Source organism: Streptomyces seoulensis (genome assembly GCF_022846655.1).
Classification (GTDB): Bacteria; Actinomycetota; Actinomycetes; order Streptomycetales; family Streptomycetaceae; genus Streptomyces.
On sequence record NZ_AP025667.1, the window covers coordinates 6,067,413 to 6,086,344 of the forward strand.

Consider the following 18,932-nt stretch of genomic DNA (forward strand, 5'->3'; position numbering starts at 1 on the left):
CGGCGGTGCATTGCTGTACGTACATGCGCACACATCCTGGCGGTGTGTGTAGCAGGGCCGGAGGGACTTGAACCCCCAACCGCTGGTTTTGGAGACCAGTGCTCTACCAATTGAGCTACGACCCTTTGTGTGTCCCCCAACCTACCGCATCCGCTCGACCGCTCGGTGTAGACCGGTCGTGCGGTGGCTGCTGGAGGCCAACGAGGTGAGAGTGTACGTGTTCAACGGCCCGGCGTCGAACAGAAAGTGCCCGGCCGGGCGCCCGGTGTGGAAGATCGTCCTGGCCGCGGGCCGGATTCGGACCCTTGTTCCGGTGCCCGCCCGGTGCCGTTCACTCTGTGAAACCCGTGTGCCCGCCGTGTTTCCGGTCTGGAACGATGGGCGTATGAGCGCTGCAACCCCTCCCACCGAGCGCCGGGTCTCCGCCCGAGTCGGCGCGATCTCCGAGTCCGCCACCCTCGCCGTGGACGCCAAGGCCAAGGCCCTCAAGGCCGCCGGACGTCCGGTGATCGGCTTCGGCGCCGGTGAACCCGACTTCCCGACCCCGGACTACATCGTCGAGGCGGCCGTAGAGGCCTGCCGGAACCCGAAGTTCCACCGCTACACCCCGGCCGGCGGCCTGCCGGAGCTGAAAGCCGCCATCGCCGCGAAGACCCTGCGGGACTCGGGCTACGAGGTCGACGCCTCCCAGATCCTGGTGACCAACGGCGGCAAGCAGGCCATCTACGAGGCGTTCGCCGCGATCCTCGACCCGGGCGACGAGGTCATCGTCCCGGCCCCCTACTGGACCACCTACCCGGAGTCGATCCGCCTCGCGGGCGGTGTCCCGGTGGAGGTCGTGGCCGACGAGACCACCGGCTACCGCGTCAGCGTCGAGCAGTTGGAGGCGGCCCGCACGGAGAAGACGAAGGTCGTCCTCTTCGTCTCCCCCTCCAACCCGACCGGCGCCGTCTACAGCGAGTCCGAGGCCGAGGCCATCGGCCGCTGGGCCGTCGAGCACGGCCTGTGGGTGCTGACCGACGAGATCTACGAGCACCTGGTCTACGGCGACGCCACGTTCACCTCGCTCCCGGCGATCCTGCCCGAGCTGCGCGACAAGTGCATCGTGGTCAACGGCGTGGCCAAGACGTACGCCATGACCGGCTGGCGGGTGGGCTGGGTCATCGGCCCGAAGGACGTGGTCAAGGCCGCGACCAACCTCCAGTCGCACGCCACCTCCAACGTCTCCAACGTGGCCCAGGCCGCCGCGCTCGCCGCCGTCTCCGGTGACCTGAAGGCCGTGGCGGAGATGCGCGAGGCGTTCGACCGGCGCCGCCGGACGATCACGCGGATGCTGAACGAGATCGACGGCGTGCTGTGCCCCGAGCCCGAGGGCGCCTTCTACGCCTACCCGTCGGTGAAGGACCTGCTGGGCAAGGAGATCCGGGGCAGGCGCCCGGAGACCACGGTCGAGCTGGCCGCGCTGATCCTGGAGGAGGCCGAGGTCGCGGTCGTCCCGGGCGAGGCGTTCGGCACGCCGGGCTACCTGCGGCTGTCCTACGCGCTGGGTGACGAGGACCTGATCGAGGGCGTCAGCCGGATGCAGAAGCTCCTGGCGGAGGCCCGCGACTGAGATCGTCCATGAGCGGGGCCCTGTCCACTCTCAAGAGTGGGTAGGGCCCCGCTTCTGTGTGCGAGCAAGCCCACTAAAGGGGAACCGGCTTCCGGTGTGGCGCCCGAGTACGGCAGGATCTCTGGATGGAGCGTGTACGTGATCTCTCGGAGCTTCCCAAGGCCCATCTGCATCTGCACTTCACCGGCTCGATGCGCCCCGGCACCGTCCTGGAGCTGGCCGACAAGTACGGCGTGCGCCTGCCCGAGACGCTGATCGAGGCCCTGACCAGCGGCGAGCCGCCGAGACTGCGGGCCACCGACGAGCGCGGCTGGTTCCGCTTCCAGCGGCTGTACGACGCGGCGCGCTCGTGCGTGCGTGAGCCCGAGGACATCCAGCGGCTGGTCCGCGAGGCCGCCGAGGAGGATGTCCGGGACGGCTCGGGCTGGCTGGAGATCCAGGTCGACCCGACCTCGTACGCCACCCGGCTGGGCGGGCTGATCCCGGCGCTGGAGATCATCCTGGACGCGGTGGACACCGCCTCCCGCGAGACCGGGCTCGGGATTCGGGTGCTGGTGGCCGCGAACCGGATGAAGCACCCGCTGGACGCGCGCACGCTGGCCCGGCTCGCGGTGCGGTACGCGGACCGGGGCATCGTCGGCTTCGGCCTCTCCAACGACGAGCGGCGCGGCATGGCGCGCGACTTCGACCGGGCCTTCCACATCGCCCGCGAGGGCGGTCTGCTGTCGGCGCCGCACGGTGGTGAGCTGACCGGCCCGGCGTCGGTGCGCGACTGCCTGGACGATCTGCACGCCACCCGGATCGGGCACGGGGTGCGCGCGGCGGAGGACCCCCGCCTGCTGAAGCGGCTGGCGGATCGGGGCATCACCTGCGAGGTCTGCCCGGCCTCCAACGTGGCCCTCGGCGTCTACGAGAAGCCCGAGGACGTCCCCCTGCGCACTCTGTTCGAAAGCGGGGTCCCGCTGGCCCTCGGCGCCGACGACCCCCTCCTCTTCGGCTCCCGGCTGGCCGCCCAGTACGAGATCGCCCGCCACCACCACGCCTTCACCGACGCCGAACTCGCCGAACTGGCCCGCCAGTCGGTACGCGGCTCGGCGGCCCCGGCGGAGACGAAGGAACGCCTCCTGGCGGGCGTCGACGACTGGCTGGCCCAGCCGGCGGGCTCATGAGGCTGACCGTTCTCGGCGCCACCGGCGGTGTCGGTGGCGAGATCGTCCGGCAGGCGCTCGACGCGGGGCACGAGGTGACGGCCGTCGTCCGGGACCCCGCGCGGCTCACCGTCACCGGGGACCGGCTGCACGTCGTCCGTACCGACCTGTCCGGTCCGGAGGCGCTGCGGGCCGCCGTGGCGGGCCGGGACGCGGTCCTGTCGGGTCTGGGCGCACGGTCCCGCAAGGCCGCGGGGGTCACGACCCGGCTGACCCGCGCGGTGCTGGCCGCGATGGAGGCCGAGGGCGTACGGCGCCTGCTGATCGTCAGCGCCGCCCCGGTCGGCCCCGCCCCCGAGGAAGACGGCCTCCTGGACCGCGCGCTGCGGTCCGTGGTGTCGGCGGTCTTCAAGGACGTCTACGCCGACCTGCGCGAGACGGAGGCGGAGCTGGCCCGCAGTGGCACCGAGTGGACCTCGGTACGCCCGCCGCGCCTGCTGGACCGGCCCCCGACCGGCCGCTACCGGACGGTGGTGGGCGGCTTCCCGCCCGGTGGCCGGACCATCGGCCGCGCGGACGTGGCCCACGCGATGCTGGCGATGACCGGTGACCCGGCGACGGTCCGGCAGGGCGTCGGGGTGGCGTACTAGGTGGCGTACTAGAGGCTGACGCCCACGGTCACGGGCTCGTTGACCAGCGTGACCCCGAAGACCTCGTGGACCCCGGCGACGACCTCGCGGGCCAGGGCCAGCAGGTCCTCGGTGGTGGCCTCGCCGCGGTTGGTGAGGGCGAGGGTGTGCTTGGTGGAGATGCGGGCGGGTCCGGTGCCGTAGCCCTTGGTGAAGCCCGCCTTGTCGATCAGCCAGGCCGCGGAGGTCTTCGTACGCCCCTCCCCCGCCGGGTAGGCGGGCGGTTCGGCGTCCGCGCCGAGGCGCTCGTGCACGCGGGCCCGGAACGCGGCGAAGTGCTCGTCGTCCAGGATCGGGTTGGTGAAGAAGGACCCGGCGGACCAGGTGTCGTGGTCCTCGGGGTCGAGGACCATCCCCTTGCCCGCCCGCAGCCTCAGCACCGTCTCGCGGGCGTCGGCCAGCGGCACCCGGTCGCCGGGCTCGACACCGAGGACGCGCGCGGTCTCCGCGTACCGGACCGGCGCCGACAGGCCGCCCGCCTCCTCCAGCTCGAAGCGGACGCGGAGCACGACGTAGCGCTCGGGGTCGGACTTGAAGCGGCTGTGCCGGTAGGAGAAGGCGCACTCCTCGCCGGTGAGCGTGACGGTCTCGCCCGCGCGGCGGTCGTAGGCGACCACCTCGGTGATGGTGGAGGAGACCTCCTGGCCGTAGGCGCCGACGTTCTGGATCGGCGTGGCGCCGGCCGAGCCGGGGATGCCGGCCAGGCACTCGATCCCGGCGAGCCCGGCCTCGACGGTGCGGGCGACGGCGTCGGTCCAGACCTCGCCGGCGGCCAGTTCCAGGGTGGTGCCGCGCAGTTCGACGCCACGGGTGGCGATGCGCAGCGCGGTGCCGTCGAAGCCCTTGTCGCCGATGACCAGGTTGGAGCCGCCGCCGATGACCAGCAGCGGGGTGCCGCTGTCGTCGGCCTCACGGACGGCGTCGATCACCTCGGCGTCGGTGGTGGCGGTGACCAGCCGGGTCGCGGGACCGCCCAGCCGGAAGGTGGTCAGCGGGGCCAGGGGGGCGTCGTGGAGTACGTGCACGGGGCCAAGACTACGAGACGGAGGAAACGGTGAGGGGCGCCCGCCATTGCCGGACGCCCCTTGCCCCTCGCTGCCGTCAGGCCAGTCGTACGACCGCCCTGGACATGCCCAGGACCTTCTGGCCGGCGCTGGTGGCGAGCAGGTCGACGCGGACGGTGTTGTCGTCCAGCTTGGCCGCGACCTTGGCCGAGACCTCGATCAGCGCGCCCTTGTCGTCGTCGGGCACGACGACCGGCTTGGTGAAGCGGACGCCGTACTCCACGACCGCGGCCGGGTCGCCGGTCCAGTCGGTGACGACACGGATCGCCTCGGCCATGGTGAACATGCCGTGCGCGATGACGTCCGGCAGGCCCACCTCCTTGGCGAACCGCTCGTTCCAGTGGATGGGGTTGAAGTCCCCGGATGCGCCCGCGTAGCGCACCAGCGTGGCGCGGGTCACGGGGAAGGTCTGCGCCGGGAGTTCGGTGCCGACCTCGACGTCGTCGTACGCGATCTTCGCGGTCATCGCTGCTCAGACCTCCTCGGCCGCGCGGGCCACCAGCTTGGTCCAGGCGGTCACCACGTGCTCGCCCGACTCGTCGTGCACCTCACCCCGGATGTCCAGGATGTCGTTGCCCGCCATGGACTTGATGGCCTCGATGGTGGAGGTGACGGTGAGACGGTCACCGGCGCGCACCGGGCGGGTGTAGGCGAACTTCTGGTCGCCGTGCACCACTCGGCTGTAGTCCAGGCCGAGCTGGGGGTCCTCGACGACCTGTCCGGCGGCGCGGAAGGTGATGGAGAACACGAAGGTCGGCGGGGCGATCACATCGGCGTGCCCGTACGCCTTCGCGGCTTCCGGGTCGGTGTACGCCGGGTTGGTGTCGCCGACCGCCTCGGCGAACTCACGGATCTTCTCGCGGCCCACCTCGTAGGGCGCGGTGGGCGGGTAGGTACGCCCCACGAAGGACTGGTCGAGCGCCATGGGCCCGGGCACCTCCTGGTCTAGCGGAATGACTGCTGGAAAAACGACTTGAGGCCGCCCCCCATGGTGCAGGGGACGACCTCAAGTACGAGCCTGAAATTATCGCGTTTCGCGGTGCGCGGTGTGCGCATTGCAACGCGGGCAGTGCTTCTTCATCTCCAGTCGATCCGGGTTGTTACGCCGGTTCTTCTTGGTGATGTAGTTCCGCTCCTTGCACTCCACGCAGGCCAGCGTGATCTTCGGGCGGACGTCGGTGGCAGCCACGTGAGTGCTCCTAGGACGAACGGATGGGCTAGTTCAACGCATGTAAGAGTAGCCGATCGAAGGACCGACCCCGCAATCGGCTACTGTCAGTAGCGGTGACCGGACTTGAACCGGTGACACAGCGATTATGAGCCGCTTGCTCTACCGACTGAGCTACACCGCTTTGATGAGATCGGAACCCGCCTCGCGGCGGGAACCTCTCACACCAGAGCCCCAAAACGGAATCGAACCGTTGACCTTCTCCTTACCATGGAGACGCTCTGCCGACTGAGCTATTGGGGCGAGCGAGGAAGACATTACACGGTCCGCCGCCGTTCGCCCAAATCCGTATCCGGGCGCCCATCACGGGCCGTCTCCCCGGTCTCCCGAGCCCCTCGCGCACCGCCCCGGACGCCGTGCCACGCCGGTACGACTATTGCCCTCCTCCCCGGTCCGCGCGGCCGCCGACCCTACGCTCGACGCTCTGCGTGATCTTGAGCCCTGTCCGCCGCTTCCTGGAGTCCGCGAGCCCGATGCCCGACAGCCAGCCGCCGCCGCATCCCTCTCCAGACCCGCCGGGCCCCTCCGACCAGGCCGCCCTCGTGCTGTGCGGGGCCCGGCTCACCGACGGGCGGACGGTGGACGTACGGCTGGGCGGCGGGCGCATCGAGGCGGTCGGCACGGCGGGCAGCCTGGCGTGCGGCCCGGCCCGGGCCGGCGCACCGCGGGTGGACCTGAGCGGCTATCTGCTGCTCCCCGCCCCGGCCGAACCGCACGCTCACGGCGACACCTGCCTGTCCGCCGAACCGCCCGGCCCGGCCTCGCACACCCCCGAGGACGTGCAACGCAGAGTGACCGAAGCGACCCTGCTCCAGCTCGGGCACGGCGCGACGGCGGTACGGGCGCAGGTGCGCATCGGCGACGTGCAGGGGCTCGGCGCGCTGGAGGCGGTGCTCCAGGCCCGCCGTTCGCTGCGCGGGCTCGCGGAACTGACGACGGTGGCGATGCCGAGGCTGCTGACCGGGCTGGCCGGGGCGGACGGTCTCGCGATGCTGCGGGACGCGGTGAAGATGGGCGCCTCCGTGGTGGGCGGCTGCCCCGACCTGGACCCCGACCCCGTCGGCTACGTGGAGGCGGCGCTGGAGGTGGCCGCCGAGCAGGGCTGCCCGGTCGATCTGCACACCGACGCGGCGGACTCGGCCCGGCTCTCGCGGTTCGCGGCGATGGCGGGCGGGATGCGTCCCGGTGTGGCGCTGGGCCCGTGCGCGGCTCTCGCCCGGCTGCCCGCGGAGACGGCCCACCGCGTGGCGGACCGGCTCGCGGCGGCCGGGATCGCGGTGGTGTGCCTGCCCCAGGGCGGCTGCGCCGGCACCGACCGCAGGGGCACCGCGCCGGTACGGCTGCTGCGCGCGGCCGGGGTACGGGTCGCGGCGGGCAGCGGCGCACTGCGGGACACGGCCAACCCGGTGGGCCGCGGCGACCCGTTGGAGGCGGCGTACCTCCTCGCCTCCGGCCACGGCATGCGCCCGGCCGACGCCTACGACGCGGTGAGCGCGTCGGCGCGGGCGGTGCTGGGGCTGCCGGAGGTGCGGGTGGAGGCGGGGTTCCCGGCCGAGCTGCTGGCGGTGCGCGGGGACCAGTTGGCGGGGGCGCTGTCGCTGGCCTACAGCCGGATCGTCGTGCACCGGGGGCGGGTGGTGGCCCGGACGAGCGCGGTGCGGGAGTACTGCGGCTCGGCGGCCGAGGCGGAGCTGGGGCTGCCCCGGCAGGGGCGCGGGAAACTGTCGTAACAGCGTTTTATCTGCGGGTAGTTGAGCTTCTCCGCCGTGCCGGCGGGCGCCGTGCGCGCCCCCGCTCGCCGTCATGCGCCGTGGTTCGTCAGGGGGACGTTCGCCGGCCGGCGCGGGCTCGCGCGGCGGACGGGATGCGCCGGGCGTACGGTCGTAGTCATGCGCATTGTCATCGCTGGAGGTCATGGTCAGATCGCGCTGCGGCTGGAGCGGCTGCTCTCGGCGCGCGGGGACGAGGTCGCGGGCATCATCCGCAAGCCGGAACAGGCGGCGGATCTGCGGGAGGCGGGTGCCGACCCGGTCCTACTGGACCTGGAGTCCGCGTCGGTGGAGGAGGTCGCGGCGCAGTTGCGGGGCGCCGACGCGGCGGTGTTCGCAGCCGGCGCCGGTCCGGGCAGCGGTACGGCCCGCAAGGAGACGGTGGACAAGGGCGCGGCGGTGCTGTTCGCGGACGCGGCGGTGCGGGCCGGGGTGCGCCGGTTCGTGGTGGTGTCCTCGATGGGCGCGGACCCCGACAACACCGGTACCGAGGTCTTCGACGTGTACCAGCGGGCCAAGGGCGAGGCGGACGCCTACGTCACCGGGCAGGACGCGCTCGACTGGACGATCCTGCGCCCCGGTTCGCTGACGGACGAGCCGGGCACGGGGCTGGTCAAGCTCGCGGCGCACACCGGGCGGGGTCCGGTCCCCCGGGACGACGTGGCGGCCGTGCTGGCGGACCTGGTGGAGTCCTCGTCGACGGCGGGGCTGACGCTGGAGCTGATCGCGGGGTCGACGCCGGTGGCGGTGGCGGTGAAGGCGGTCGCGGGGAACTGAGTCGCAGGGAACTGAGGGGGCCTCAGCGGGGTTCGCGCCTCCGGCTCTTCGCGTCAGAACAGCGGGAGCTGGCCGGGGAAGTCGGGGACGACGTAGCCGTCCAGGGTGGGCTGGGCCGCGCCGATCTGGGCGTGCCGCCGGGAGCCCGCGCAGGAGACCATCTCCTGGCTCTCCCGCCCGCCCGGCGGGTCGTGGCGCGCGAAGCGCCCGGCGACGACGGCGATTTCGCGGTGGCACACGGGACAGGTTCTGCGGCGCGAGGACATGGGGCCAGTGTGCCCCGAGGGGCTGACAGGGCGACCGGGGGCCGCCCTCCGCCACGGACCTCTGTTACCCACTTTCGGGTGACGCCCCTGAAGGGGCCGGGGTGGCGTGACCTGGCGAAACGGCCCCTCGACCCAGTGATCACACGGATTGTCGGCCGACGAAGGCGTCAACTCGGTGCATTTTTCCTATGAATGGACGTTACAGGCAAGAGTCACGGAAACATGGCCGATCGGTAACACGGTTCACGTATCCACCACATCTCATCCGCATCCCGGACAAGGTTGTGAATGCGCGGCCAGCTGGTCGCCATCCGCACACATCTTGCAGGAGATCCTGTGACTGCTTCGTCTTCCGTGACCGCCCGTCGCCTGGCCGCCGCCGCTCTCGCTGCCGGAGCGCTGATCGGAGCGGCGGCCCTGCCGGCCTCCGCCGCGGACCACCGCTCGCACCGCGCGAACGTCGAGATCAGCCGCGTGCAGTACGACTCCCCGGGCTGGGACAACGGCTCCAACCGCTCCCTCAACAACGAGTGGGTGGAGGTCACCAACAACTCCCGCCACCGGGTGAACCTCGACGGCTGGAGGCTGACGGAGGACCGGCGCGGGGTCACCTACACGTTCCGCCACTTCAGCCTCGGCGGCCACGAGTCGGTCCGCGTCCACACGGGCGTCGGCCGTGACTCCGCGCACGACCTCTTCCAGGACCGCCGCAACTACGTCTGGGACAACCGCCGCGACACCGCGACCCTGCGCAACGACAACCGCCGCGTCGTCGACAGCGCGTCGTGGGGCGAGCGTGGCCACCGCGACCACGAGGGCCGCGACCACGACGGCCGCGGCCACCACCGCCGCTGACCCTCACGACAGGCGGCGCGGCACTTCCCCCCAGGGAGTGCCGCGCCGCCCGCGCGTTCCACAGCACGACAAAGGTCCCGTGACCTGCTGAGTAGCAGGTCACGGGACCTTTGTTTCCCGTGTGGCGGCGCCAGGATTCGAACCTGGGAAGGCTGAGCCGGCAGATTTACAGTCTCGCCCGGATCACACCGTCGAAGTGCCGCTGAGCAGCGAAAACCGAGCACGGTTCCCCTACGTAACCTCCTCTCGTCCGCACCTCGTCCGCAGCCTTTCCGGTCTCGCCTCACCGGGCAGCTTGCGGCGGGGCAGACCCGAACCCCGTCCCCTACAGCCCAGGGACAGGGGAAGCCCCCCCCTCACGCCGCCGCTGCGGGAACTCTTGCCCGATACATGCACAACCTGGATCATGTGCCCAGTACATGGCACATGCTCAGGGGAGGGGTGCGTGATTCCTGAGTGGGGGGATGACGGGTTTCTGCGGCCCGGTAGGTACAGGCTCAGCCCAGAAGACGCCGAGGAGCTGCTAGTCAAGCACCGGCTCTTCAAGGAGTCCGAGACCAGGGCTCGGCTCTGGACCGGCCTTGAGAGCTACCTCAGCCGCTTCTTCGAGCTCGAAGAACGCCACAGTGAGGTCGTCGGCAGCGTCTCGCTGATCCATGCCGTCTGGCTGGGCGGTAGCTATGTCAGCACAAAGGTGGACCCGCAGAACATCGACCTGACGGTCTTGATCGATGATCGTGCAGCTTCGGCCATCAAGGGGCTTCCGGGCACGCGCTGGCTACTCTCTGCGTTCAAGCGTGAGGCGCGCCTCGCCGAGTTCGGGGTGTCGCCGCTGCCCGTGCGCTACAGGCCGATCACTTCTGTCTTTCGAGCTGAGCGTTTGGACGCAGAGGATCAGGCGTACCTTCGGGAGAGAGGCGCGTGGGATGACTGGTGGCAGCGCTGTCGTACCCCTGGGGTAGACAAGAGTGAGCCCACCATCGAGAGTGCGGCACCGCGACGTGGCTACCTGGAGGTGACCCTATGAGCACGAGCTGGCGACAACGTGCTCTAGAGCGTAACCGCGAGGCCAATAGGCGCTTCTTCTCAGAGCTGGCTGACCCCCCGACCAGTGACGATGCTTACGAGGAGGAGTTGCGGCGCCATTGGCTGGAGACGGCCCGCCACTACGATCCCGAGTCCACCCTCTCGGAAGAGCTGACCGTCCGACTACGAGGCGAGGTAGCCGATCGGGGAGTATTGGACTTCCGTGTGGGCGATGCACTGCTCAAGCCGCTTCGTGACGGAGTCGCTGCTGCGGCCCGCAAAGACATTGAGCTAGAGCTGACTGGCCTATCTCACGGAAGCACAGTGCTGCATGTCCGCCCCAAGGTCGAGCACAGCGATGAAGAAGCACATCTAGGCAGAATTGACTCTTCGGCTGCCGACCCGGCAGTGCGTGACCTGCTAAAGCTTGTCAACGCAGCCGAGAATGAGCAGGACGTACGCGAATGGGAGCGCATAATCCCCGGCCTGGATGGCGTCGTACAAGCATTGGACAAATTTGATCTGTCCATGGAAATGCGCTGGCACAGCCTGGACGGCACCGTCAGGTCTTCCAAGCTATCGAGTCGGGGCAAGACCTACGTGCGGGGCCTTCGCGAGCTAAAGACGTACCGTTCACGCCTGGCGGTAGCTGGCACGATCACAGAACTTCGCATGTCAGGAATGGCGAAAGTAAAGACAGGCATCACTCGCCAATCTAAAGCCTACGACGTACATATCGAGCCAGACGATTTGATGGGAATGCACCTCGAACTTGGGATGTCGGTTTCCTTCCTAATTGAGGTCGTACGGAAGAAGGACAAACTTGGCCGAGCCCGCTCGGAGGAGTACCGGTTCCTGCGCATTGCCGAGACGCAGGACGGATTGTTCGAATCCTAAGTTTGAGCGGACCCGTCACGCCGTTCGGGCCCCTGCCGAATGCAGCAGGGGCCCTATTCCGTGCACCAGGCCAGCGTTCCTCGACTGTACGCCACAGCCAAACACGGTCTGTAACTATTAGTCTGGTACGCACCACAGCAGAACGGGGAGTGCTTCGCGTATGGGTCCGAAAACAGCCAAGGTCTACGAGACGCTTCGGGAACGGCTTACGTCGGGGCAGTACGTACCGGGCGACAAGTTCCCCTCTGAGCGTTCCCTGACGGAAGAGCTGGGCATCGGCCGGACAGCACTTCGGCAGGTGCTGGCTCGCCTCGTCTCCGAAGGGGCGCTAGAGGTGCGAGGCCGCAGTTCGTACCGCGTGCCCGGCGCGGTGAGTGTGAGCACCCCCGAGGGGATCGAACCATGGCGGATCCACGGCGAGCGCGACCTTTACGACAACCAGTGGGTCAAGCTTCAACTCTGGGACGTGGAGCCCCCCGGCGTTGAGCGTTTCGAGCATCACGTCGTCAAGCTTCAGCACGTCGCAATCACGGCCGTCGTGGACGCCCACGAGCGCGTCCTCATGATGTGGCGCTATCGGTTCGTCCCCGGCCGATTTGGCTGGGAGCTGCCAGGCGGCATCGTGGACAAGGGCGAGACGCCGGCGGACGCAGCACTTCGGGAAGTGGTCGAAGAAACGGGCTGGCGACCGTCCGCCCTGGAACATGTAGTCACCTACCAACCGATGGTCGGCATGGTGGACTCCCCGCACGAGATCTTCGTAGCTCACGGCGCAGAGAAGGTGGGCGAGCCCACCGACCTGGAAGAGGCCGGGCACATCGAGTGGGTCCCCCTATCCGACGTTCCGGGACTCATGGCGCGGGGCGAGCTACTCGGCTCAGGGACTCTCGTTGCGCTGCTGCACATCCTTGCGAGCCGGAACCGGCCTACACCTACAGACGCTCGCTGAGCAGATCCACACGCCGGCGTTGCCGCACCGATCCGGTGCGGCTGGCCAGTAGCCGTGCCTGCCTGAGATGGGTTTGCGCGTCGTCGTACTCGGCTCGCGCCAGGTGGGCGTGCGCCAGGTCCGTGTGCAGCCCGGCCCGAGCCCGCACAAAGGTGGGGTCCATACCCTGCAGTGCGTCGTAGAGGCTGCTCACCGCTTCCGCGTCTCCAAGCAGACCGAGCACGTTGCCACGCCACCGCGTCAGGTGTGAGCCATTCAGAAAGATGCTCAGCATGTCCGGGTCACGGTCTTCGGGGCCGTCCGGGATGCATCCCGAAGCCTTGTCCAGCGCGCGCCGGCAATCGTCCACCATGCCTGAGTGGGCGCACAATTCAGCTTCGGTCGCGTGTAGCCAGGCCCGGAGACGAGGTGACCCGGACTGGCCCAAGGACCGTTGAGCGTCCCGCACCAGTTCAACCCCGAGCGCGGGGCGGCCGGCTGCACACAGTACGAACGCCTGCTCCCCCATCGCGTGCGCCAAGTACATGGGCGCCTCAGCGTCGCGGGCGGCGCTTTTCGCTGTCTCATAGTGGCGCCATGCCCGTTCAACCGCTCCGGAGTCGATGGCCTGCCATGCGGCCAGTGTCGATGCTCCCGCGAGCGCCAGCGCGACCGGCCGGCGTGCGCTCGGCAAGACCGCGAAATTGAGGGCGTCTTCGAGTGCCGCAAGGTGCCCCGTCATCTGGTCGATGAGTCCGGCCGCACCCATCTGGCGATCCATAGACCGCAGAAGCTCCGTCTGCGCGTTGAACGCGTCCACCATCGAAGTGCCCACGTTGCTGGCGGCATCAATCCTGCTCAACAGGTCGTCGTAACCGTCAGCGGTGGCCGCGACCGGGACAGTGGGCGCACCCCTCAACTCCTCGTCGGTCACGCCGAGAAGCTGGCGGAGCAGGCTGGCGTACCGATCCGAGATGGTCCGTTTGCCGTTCTCCCACTCGGAGACGTACACCCGCAGGCTCGCAGTGGAAGCGATGTCCGTGAGGTGCTGCCGGGCGTATCGCTCGATCTCCCGGATGAGCCGTTCCTGCGACCAGCCGCGCGCCGTTCGCGCTTTTCGAAGTCCTGAGTCCACGGGTCCCGCCTGGTGTCGGTTCCGATCTCTGCCTCTCCAGGGTGCCGCAGATTCGCGCAGGTCAAAAGGGGTTAACAGGCCGATGGTTAAGGGCTGTTGGCTACCGACCACCCCTCCCCGAGCGGTCTCCTGAAGAAGCACCACGACAGGGGATCACCCCCGAAGTCAGCGAACCAGTTGACATCTGGTGCGCACCAGATGCAGTCTTCTGGTGCGCACCAGAAATCGGGATCGCATCCGGTTTGCGGTGCATCGGAGGGGCCCTTCTTTGGGCTGCTCCGACGCAGAGGGCGGGGACGCTGCAATCCCGCTAAAGGCCAGGTGGAACAGGGTTTCGGCCCGTACTGGCGAGGTGGCCCGGCGACCGCGAGCAACGGCCGGAGAGTGGGGACAACGGTCCCCCTTGCAGTGCGAAGCCCCTGTTCGTCGCCTCGGAAGGAATACCTGTGATCAGGCGAAAGCATTAGGCGCGGCCGTGATCGACCGGCATGACCGCGCCGCTTCATCCTCAGTCCCTCGCCTCGTTCGAGTGCGGCGGCCGACCGGTCGTCCTCTTCCGTCTCGCGGTGGCTATCGCCGCGCCGGTTGCCTCCCTCGCCCGTCCGGCCACGCCGTGCGCGTCGGCTGTACGGGCGGGGTGGTGGGGAGCCGGAATTCCCGACTTCAACGGTGTGAGCCCCCGGAGTTGCAGCTCCGGGGGCTCTGTTCGGGCCGTTCCTCCGTGGAAGGAACCACGACCCATGAACCACGTTGTCACACTTCAGGACGCCATCACGGCGTATGCCGACTTCATGGAGCCGACCAGCGCGGAGCTGGACGCGATCGAGCGGGAGATGCCCGTCATCCTGGCGGACGTTGAGCTGCTGGACGCGCACATCGCCACCATCGACCGCACGCCAACCGAGCTGGACACCCGCCGCATCCGCCGGGCCCGCCGCCAGGCGCTCGCCGCCCGCGTAGCCCTGCTCAACCGGACGGCCGCCGCGGGAGCTCCGGGCGGTGCGGCATGACGTCGCAGGCTGTGGAACGCGCGACGGTGCCGCCGCTGACCCGCTCGGAAACGGGGCTCGCCGGTGTGGGTGCGCTGGCCGCGGCCGGTGTCGGCGCGCTCGGTCTGATCTCCTCGTTCGACGCGGTGTCGTTGGCCGCGGCGCGGTGGGGGTTCGGTGAGCCATGGATGCTGCCAGTCGGCATCGACACCGCGATCCCGGTGTTCACGGTGGCCAACCTGCTGTTGATCCGGATGGACATGGCGTTGGCGTGGGTGCGGTTCGTGCCCTGGGCGCTCACCCTGGTCACGTGCGGGCTGAACATCGCCGCCGGTAGCGCGGTGTGGGCGAAAGTCGCGCACGGCACGATGCCGCTGCTGTGGGTGGTGTTCTCCGAGATCGGCGCTCACATCTACGCCGTGCGGATCGGGGCCGCGACTGGCCGGCGCATGGAGAAAATCCGCTTCTCGCGGTGGTTGCTGGCGCCGTTGTCGACGTTCGCTCTGTGGCGGCGCATGACCTTGTGGGAGGTCACCTCCTACAGCGCAGCACTGGGCATGGAGCGTGAACGGCTGCTGGCCCGTGCGGACCTGCACGAGCGGTTCGGCCGCGGCTGGCGCCGGAAGACGCCCCGGCGTGAGCGCGTGATGCTCCGCATGGGCGAACTCACCCCCGCCACAACCGCGCCGGTCGAGCCCGACCCAAAGCCGGAGCCCGTACAGGCACCGGAGCCGCCAGCATCCCGTCCGGCGCGCAAGCGGTCCGCGAAGCCCAAGCCCGCCACCGGTCAGCGCACCGCGGCCGAACTGCTGGACGAAGCCCGCACGCTGGCGGCTGACTGGTCGGATGACGCGGTCAACGCCGAAGCGTTGCGGAAGGCGCTGCGGTGCGGGTCGGCAGCAGCGCGGCAGGTGCGTGACGCCCTGCTCGCCGAACGCCAGGAAGCCCGCTCCCTGCACGCGGTAAACGTCACTCCGGCTGAGGCTGAGGGGGTTGCGGCATGAGCACCCTGACCACGGCCCTGTTAGCCGCGCTGCCCCTGCTGGCGGGCTGGATCGTTCACGTGTGGTGGCTGCATCGCTGCCTGACCACCGCCCGCAGGGACCCGCTCACGGGGCTGGTCACCCGCGACGGGTTCACCCGCCGCGCGACCGCCCTGCTGAAGGACCCGCGGGCGGTCGTTGTCCTCGCCGACGTCGACAAGTTCAAGCAGATCAACGACACCCACGGGCACGCCGCGGGCGATGTGCTGCTGAAGGCGACCGCGGACCGGCTCGCCCACCACGTGGGCCGGACCGGGGTCGCCGGGCGGCTGGGGGGCGATGAGTTCGCCGCCGTGCTCATCGACCCGCACGGCACCGCCGACGACATGCTGACCCTGCTGCACGGCGTGCTGGCCCGCCCCATCGACGGCCACGACCCCGCCATACACACCACGGTTTCCCTGGGCTGGGTGCGCGCCGCGGACTTCCCCGCCGACGACTTGTCCGGGCTGCTGCGCCGGGCGGATGAGGCGATGTACGCGGCCAAGCAAGCCCGCTCCGGCACCCGTCGTGCGGGCCTGGGCCGGTTGTTCGCCACGGTCGCCGGGCGCCGCTCCGGCCGCGCTGGCGCCCGGTCGGGTGGCCCGGTGGGGGTGGCGGTCTGATGTCCGCCTACGCCAAGTGCTTCGACCCTGCTGGGGCCCGGTTCGGGATACCCACCTATCCGTGGCACTTCGCCCCGGACGGCTACGCCACCCGCCGACAGTTGCGCGCCTCCGGCCTGCGTCCGGGCGGGCAGGAGGTGGCCGCGCAGATCATGCGCACGCACCGCGGCCGCAAGGCGGGTGTGCAGGTGGCGTTCCTCTACCGCGTCGACCGCGCGAAGCCGGTGCGGCCGATGACGTCCCGGAAGTGGGGTGCGCTCGCGCTGGCGATGCTGGCCCGCCGCACCTGCCCCAACTGCCGGATCACCTACGGCTACTGCATCCCGACCTCACTCGGAGTGTGCGTGGCCTGCGCCTACCCCGACGAACAGCGCACCGCTGCCCACGCTGCCTGAGCCTCGAAAAGGGCGGCCAAAGGGCAGGTAGAAGGCAGGCAGAAGACCTGGTCAGACCAGGGTGCCGGCCGCAAGAGTCATGACAGGGCCCGACCGCTCACCTCCTACAGCGTTCGGCCGGGCCCGTGCTCCCTCACGCCCGTAAGCGGAAGGAAGTCCCAGTGAAGCACCCCGACGACGACAACGAACTCTTCAACCGACTGGAAGCCGAAATCGCCGCCGACTCCGGCGGCGACGTGGTCGACCTGAACGCCGCCCGATCGGCCCGCGCCGAGTCGACCGACACCCGCGCCGACCGGGTACCCGACTCCGGCCCCGGTGGGTCGGGTATCGAGTCGCCCGACCCGACCGCCAAGCTGTTGGTCGACTCGCCGACGGTGAAGGCGGCCGGTCCCGGCTACCTCGGTCGGCTCGCCGGAGCCAAGCGCCGCGCGGTCGTCCCGCTCTGGCTGCGCTCGCTCTCCGAGTTGAAGACCGCGTCCGGGTGGGTGGCCCGGCACTACGCCCACACCGCCGGTTACCACGCCCTGCGCGCCCCTGTGTATGCCGCGCGGCTGGCCCTTCAGGCGCCGGCCGGTGCGGCGCGGTTCGTGGGCGGCTCGATGCGGTGGGTCGCCGACCGTGAAGGCGAGCCCGTCCGACTCGCCGCCGTGCGCCGCGAGGACGCTGCCGAGTACCTGAAGCTGTCCCGACAGCGCGACGGCCGTGTCCGACTGCGGACCCTGGTCGCCGTGCTTGCCCTGTTCATCGGGGTCGGGGCGGCGCTGGCCATCTACGTGCTCGCCCCCGGCTGGCTGCAAGCCCTGTCGACCGGCGCCCTGATGCTGGCGCTCGGGTCGGCTGGTCGGAAGGCGGACGCGCCGGTCGTCCACAAGGCGGTGGAGCTTCCGGACGCGCCGAAGCTGACCAGTGACATCGTGCTGCGTGCGCTGGGGGCGCTGGGGATTCCGGCGATCAATCATGCGCAGGGCAAGGGGCAGGACGGGTTCGCGTTCACCGCGCCGATCACCCGGGACGGGCCCGGCTGGCGCGCCGAAGGTGATCTGCCCTATGGCGTCACGGTCACGGACGTGATCGAGCGCCGGGACCGGCTCGCGTCTGGTCTGCGCCGCCCGCTGGGCTGCGTGTGGCCCGAAGCGGTGCCGGATGAGCACACCGGCCGGCTGGTGTTGTGGGTCGGTGACCAGGACCTGAAGTCCGCGCGCAAGCCGGTGTGGCCGCTGCTGAAGTCCGGGACGGTGGACCTGTTCAAGCCCGTCCCATACGGCACCGACCAGCGCGGACGCTGGGTTGAAGTGACGCTGATGTTCATCGCCGGCGTCATCGGGGCGATCCCGCGCATGGGCAAGACGTTCCTTCTGCGTCTGCTGCTGCTCATCGCCGCGTTGGACCCGCGGGCGGAGCTGCACTCCTACGACATGAAGGGCACCGGCGACCTCGACCCGGTCGGCGAAGCCCTCTCCCACCGGCACGGTGTCGGCGAGGAAGACGAAACCCTCCAGTACGCGCTGGCCGACTTCCGCGCCCTGCGCGAGGAACTGCGCCGCCGCACGAAGGTGATCCGCTCGCTGCCGCGGGACATCTGCCCGGAGTCGAAGGTGACCAGCGAACTCGCTTCCAAGCGGTCTCTTGGCCTGCACCCCATCGTGATCGGGGTGGATGAGTGCCAGGTGCTGTTCGAGCACCCCGACTACGGCAAGGAGTTCGAGGAGATCGCCACCGACCTGGTCAAGCGCGGACCCGCCACGGGAATCGTGCTGCTGCTGGCCACTCAGCGGCCCGACGCCAAGTCCCTGCCCACCGGCATCAGCGCGAACGCGGGCGCCCGGTGGTGCCTGAAGGTCATGGGCCAGACCGAGAACGACATGGTCCTCGGCACCTCGTCCTACAAGCGCGGGGTGCGCGCGACCATGTTTGCCTGGGGTGACAAGGGCCTGCACTACTTCGTCGGTGAAGGCTCCGACGCCCGGATCGTGTCCAGCACCTTCGTGGACGCGCCCGGCGCCGACGCCATCGCCGCCCGCGCCCGCACCACCCGCGAGAAGGCCGGACTGCTGTCCGGCTACGCCCTCGGCGAGGCACCCGAAACCCCGACCGGCCCCGCCTACGACCTGCTCGCCGACGTCGCCGCGGTCGTCGCGGAGAAGGAAGAGCGGGTGTGGAACGAGCGGATCGCCGCCCGCCTCGCCGAACTCCGCCCCGACGTCTACGCCGGGTGGAAGGGCGAGAACGTCACGTCCGCGCTGAAGCCGCACGGCATCCGGACGCGGGACGTCGCCGGCACGACGGACGACGGCACCCGCACCACCCGGCGCGGCATCACCCGCGCCGACCTCCTCAAGGCGATTGCGGAGCGTAACGAAAAGCCGGGCGCCGCATAGGCCCGAACCGCTGCTACCGGTAGCAGCCACGCCTGCTACCGGTAGCACCCCCGCTAGCACCCCATCCGGGGTCTCACCTGTGATCTAGCGGATAGCACCCCACCTGTGGAAACCCCCGGAAACCC

The 18,932-nt window shown here is 69.9% G+C and carries 20 protein-coding genes and 4 tRNA genes; 14 read left to right on the top strand and 10 right to left on the bottom strand.

From position 1 onward, the window contains the following. Positions 1–52: 52 nt before the first annotated feature. Positions 53–125 (bottom strand) — tRNA-Trp (locus tag HEK131_RS27825). Positions 126–385: 260 nt separating this feature from the next. Here HEK131_RS27825 and HEK131_RS27830 point away from each other — a divergent pair. The 3 genes from HEK131_RS27830 to HEK131_RS27840 all read left to right on the top strand — a co-directional run bounded on the left by HEK131_RS27830 (position 386) and on the right by HEK131_RS27840 (position 3,410). After that, positions 386–1,612, top strand: a complete 1,227-nt coding sequence (locus tag HEK131_RS27830) for a pyridoxal phosphate-dependent aminotransferase (RefSeq protein WP_244337522.1) — start codon at positions 386–388, stop codon at positions 1,610–1,612. 125 nt (positions 1,613–1,737) lie between these two features. Continuing rightward, complete coding sequence (locus tag HEK131_RS27835) at positions 1,738–2,781, top strand: adenosine deaminase (RefSeq protein ID WP_244337524.1); 1,044 nt, start codon at positions 1,738–1,740, stop codon at positions 2,779–2,781. Then, positions 2,778–3,410 carry an NAD(P)-dependent oxidoreductase gene (locus HEK131_RS27840; RefSeq protein WP_244337526.1) on the top strand — a complete coding sequence of 211 codons (633 nt, stop codon included), beginning with the start codon at positions 2,778–2,780 and terminating at the stop codon, positions 3,408–3,410. The genes HEK131_RS27835 and HEK131_RS27840 overlap by 4 nt, the downstream gene beginning before the upstream one ends. A gap of 8 nt (positions 3,411–3,418) precedes the next feature. On the opposite strand, the gene HEK131_RS27845 is transcribed toward HEK131_RS27840, so the two are convergent. The 6 genes from HEK131_RS27845 to HEK131_RS27870 form a co-directional block, all read right to left on the bottom strand. Beyond that, positions 3,419–4,474, bottom strand: coding sequence for a UDP-N-acetylmuramate dehydrogenase (locus HEK131_RS27845; RefSeq protein ID WP_244337528.1), 1,056 nt, complete (start codon positions 4,472–4,474; stop codon positions 3,419–3,421). 76 nt (positions 4,475–4,550) lie between these two features. Then, positions 4,551–4,979, bottom strand: a complete 429-nt coding sequence (locus tag HEK131_RS27850; RefSeq protein ID WP_244337530.1) for a MaoC family dehydratase — start codon at positions 4,977–4,979, stop codon at positions 4,551–4,553. Between the two features lie 6 nt (positions 4,980–4,985). Next, positions 4,986–5,438: a MaoC family dehydratase N-terminal domain-containing protein gene (locus tag HEK131_RS27855; RefSeq protein WP_161146637.1), complete on the bottom strand. Its 453-nt coding sequence runs from the start codon at positions 5,436–5,438 to the stop codon at positions 4,986–4,988. Positions 5,439–5,537: 99 nt separating this feature from the next. Then, on the bottom strand, positions 5,538–5,702 hold the full coding sequence (gene rpmG, locus HEK131_RS27860) for a 50S ribosomal protein L33 (protein WP_003948671.1): 165 nt from the start codon (positions 5,700–5,702) through the stop codon (positions 5,538–5,540). A 90-nt stretch (positions 5,703–5,792) separates the two neighbouring features. Next, positions 5,793–5,865: transfer RNA gene (locus HEK131_RS27865), tRNA-Met, on the bottom strand. Between the two features lie 46 nt (positions 5,866–5,911). Continuing rightward, positions 5,912–5,984, bottom strand: a tRNA-Thr gene (locus HEK131_RS27870). Between the two features lie 230 nt (positions 5,985–6,214). Here HEK131_RS27870 and HEK131_RS27875 point away from each other — a divergent pair. Next, positions 6,215–7,471, top strand: coding sequence for an amidohydrolase family protein (locus tag HEK131_RS27875; RefSeq protein ID WP_244452160.1), 1,257 nt, complete (start codon positions 6,215–6,217; stop codon positions 7,469–7,471). A gap of 159 nt (positions 7,472–7,630) precedes the next feature. Then, complete coding sequence (locus HEK131_RS27880) at positions 7,631–8,287, top strand: SDR family oxidoreductase (protein WP_244337532.1); 657 nt, start codon at positions 7,631–7,633, stop codon at positions 8,285–8,287. Positions 8,288–8,340: 53 nt separating this feature from the next. On the opposite strand, the gene HEK131_RS27885 is transcribed toward HEK131_RS27880, so the two are convergent. Beyond that, positions 8,341–8,553, bottom strand: coding sequence for a hypothetical protein (locus tag HEK131_RS27885; RefSeq protein ID WP_217461845.1), 213 nt, complete (start codon positions 8,551–8,553; stop codon positions 8,341–8,343). A 336-nt stretch (positions 8,554–8,889) separates the two neighbouring features. Between HEK131_RS27885 and HEK131_RS27890 the strand changes: the two genes are divergently transcribed. Next, positions 8,890–9,408, top strand: coding sequence for a lamin tail domain-containing protein (locus HEK131_RS27890; RefSeq protein ID WP_244337533.1), 519 nt, complete (start codon positions 8,890–8,892; stop codon positions 9,406–9,408). A gap of 122 nt (positions 9,409–9,530) precedes the next feature. Here the strand turns inward: HEK131_RS27890 and HEK131_RS27895 are convergent. Continuing rightward, positions 9,531–9,611 (bottom strand) — tRNA-Tyr (locus HEK131_RS27895). 242 nt (positions 9,612–9,853) lie between these two features. Here HEK131_RS27895 and HEK131_RS27900 point away from each other — a divergent pair. The 3 genes from HEK131_RS27900 to HEK131_RS30205 all read left to right on the top strand — a co-directional run bounded on the left by HEK131_RS27900 (position 9,854) and on the right by HEK131_RS30205 (position 12,280). After that, on the top strand, positions 9,854–10,435 hold the full coding sequence (locus tag HEK131_RS27900; protein ID WP_244337535.1) for a DUF6932 family protein: 582 nt from the start codon (positions 9,854–9,856) through the stop codon (positions 10,433–10,435). Beyond that, the gene (locus HEK131_RS27905) at positions 10,432–11,331 is read left to right on the top strand and encodes a hypothetical protein (protein WP_244337537.1); all 900 of its coding nucleotides are present in this window, start codon (positions 10,432–10,434) and stop codon (positions 11,329–11,331) included. Before HEK131_RS27900 ends, HEK131_RS27905 begins: the two co-directional genes overlap by 4 nt. 160 nt (positions 11,332–11,491) lie before the next feature. Further along, the gene (locus tag HEK131_RS30205; protein WP_279614282.1) at positions 11,492–12,280 is read left to right on the top strand and encodes an NUDIX domain-containing protein; all 789 of its coding nucleotides are present in this window, start codon (positions 11,492–11,494) and stop codon (positions 12,278–12,280) included. On the opposite strand, the gene HEK131_RS27920 is transcribed toward HEK131_RS30205, so the two are convergent. Beyond that, on the bottom strand, positions 12,264–13,271 hold the full coding sequence (locus HEK131_RS27920) for an XRE family transcriptional regulator (protein ID WP_244452162.1): 1,008 nt from the start codon (positions 13,269–13,271) through the stop codon (positions 12,264–12,266). The genes HEK131_RS30205 and HEK131_RS27920 overlap by 17 nt on opposite strands. An 863-nt stretch (positions 13,272–14,134) precedes the next feature. On the opposite strand from HEK131_RS27920, the gene HEK131_RS27925 reads away from it, so the two are divergent. From HEK131_RS27925 to HEK131_RS27945, 5 genes are all read left to right on the top strand, one after another. Further along, the gene (locus tag HEK131_RS27925; protein WP_244337539.1) at positions 14,135–14,404 is read left to right on the top strand and encodes a DUF6284 family protein; all 270 of its coding nucleotides are present in this window, start codon (positions 14,135–14,137) and stop codon (positions 14,402–14,404) included. Next, on the top strand, positions 14,401–15,387 hold the full coding sequence (locus tag HEK131_RS27930; protein ID WP_244337542.1) for a DUF2637 domain-containing protein: 987 nt from the start codon (positions 14,401–14,403) through the stop codon (positions 15,385–15,387). The genes HEK131_RS27925 and HEK131_RS27930 overlap by 4 nt, the downstream gene beginning before the upstream one ends. Continuing rightward, positions 15,384–16,031, top strand: coding sequence for a GGDEF domain-containing protein (locus tag HEK131_RS27935; protein WP_244337544.1), 648 nt, complete (start codon positions 15,384–15,386; stop codon positions 16,029–16,031). The genes HEK131_RS27930 and HEK131_RS27935 overlap by 4 nt, the downstream gene beginning before the upstream one ends. After that, positions 16,031–16,426 carry an RRQRL motif-containing zinc-binding protein gene (locus HEK131_RS27940; protein ID WP_244337546.1) on the top strand — a complete coding sequence of 132 codons (396 nt, stop codon included), beginning with the start codon at positions 16,031–16,033 and terminating at the stop codon, positions 16,424–16,426. The genes HEK131_RS27935 and HEK131_RS27940 overlap by 1 nt, the downstream gene beginning before the upstream one ends. A gap of 161 nt (positions 16,427–16,587) precedes the next feature. Beyond that, the gene (locus tag HEK131_RS27945; RefSeq protein ID WP_244337548.1) at positions 16,588–18,807 is read left to right on the top strand and encodes a cell division protein FtsK; all 2,220 of its coding nucleotides are present in this window, start codon (positions 16,588–16,590) and stop codon (positions 18,805–18,807) included. Positions 18,808–18,932: the final 125 nt, after the last annotated feature.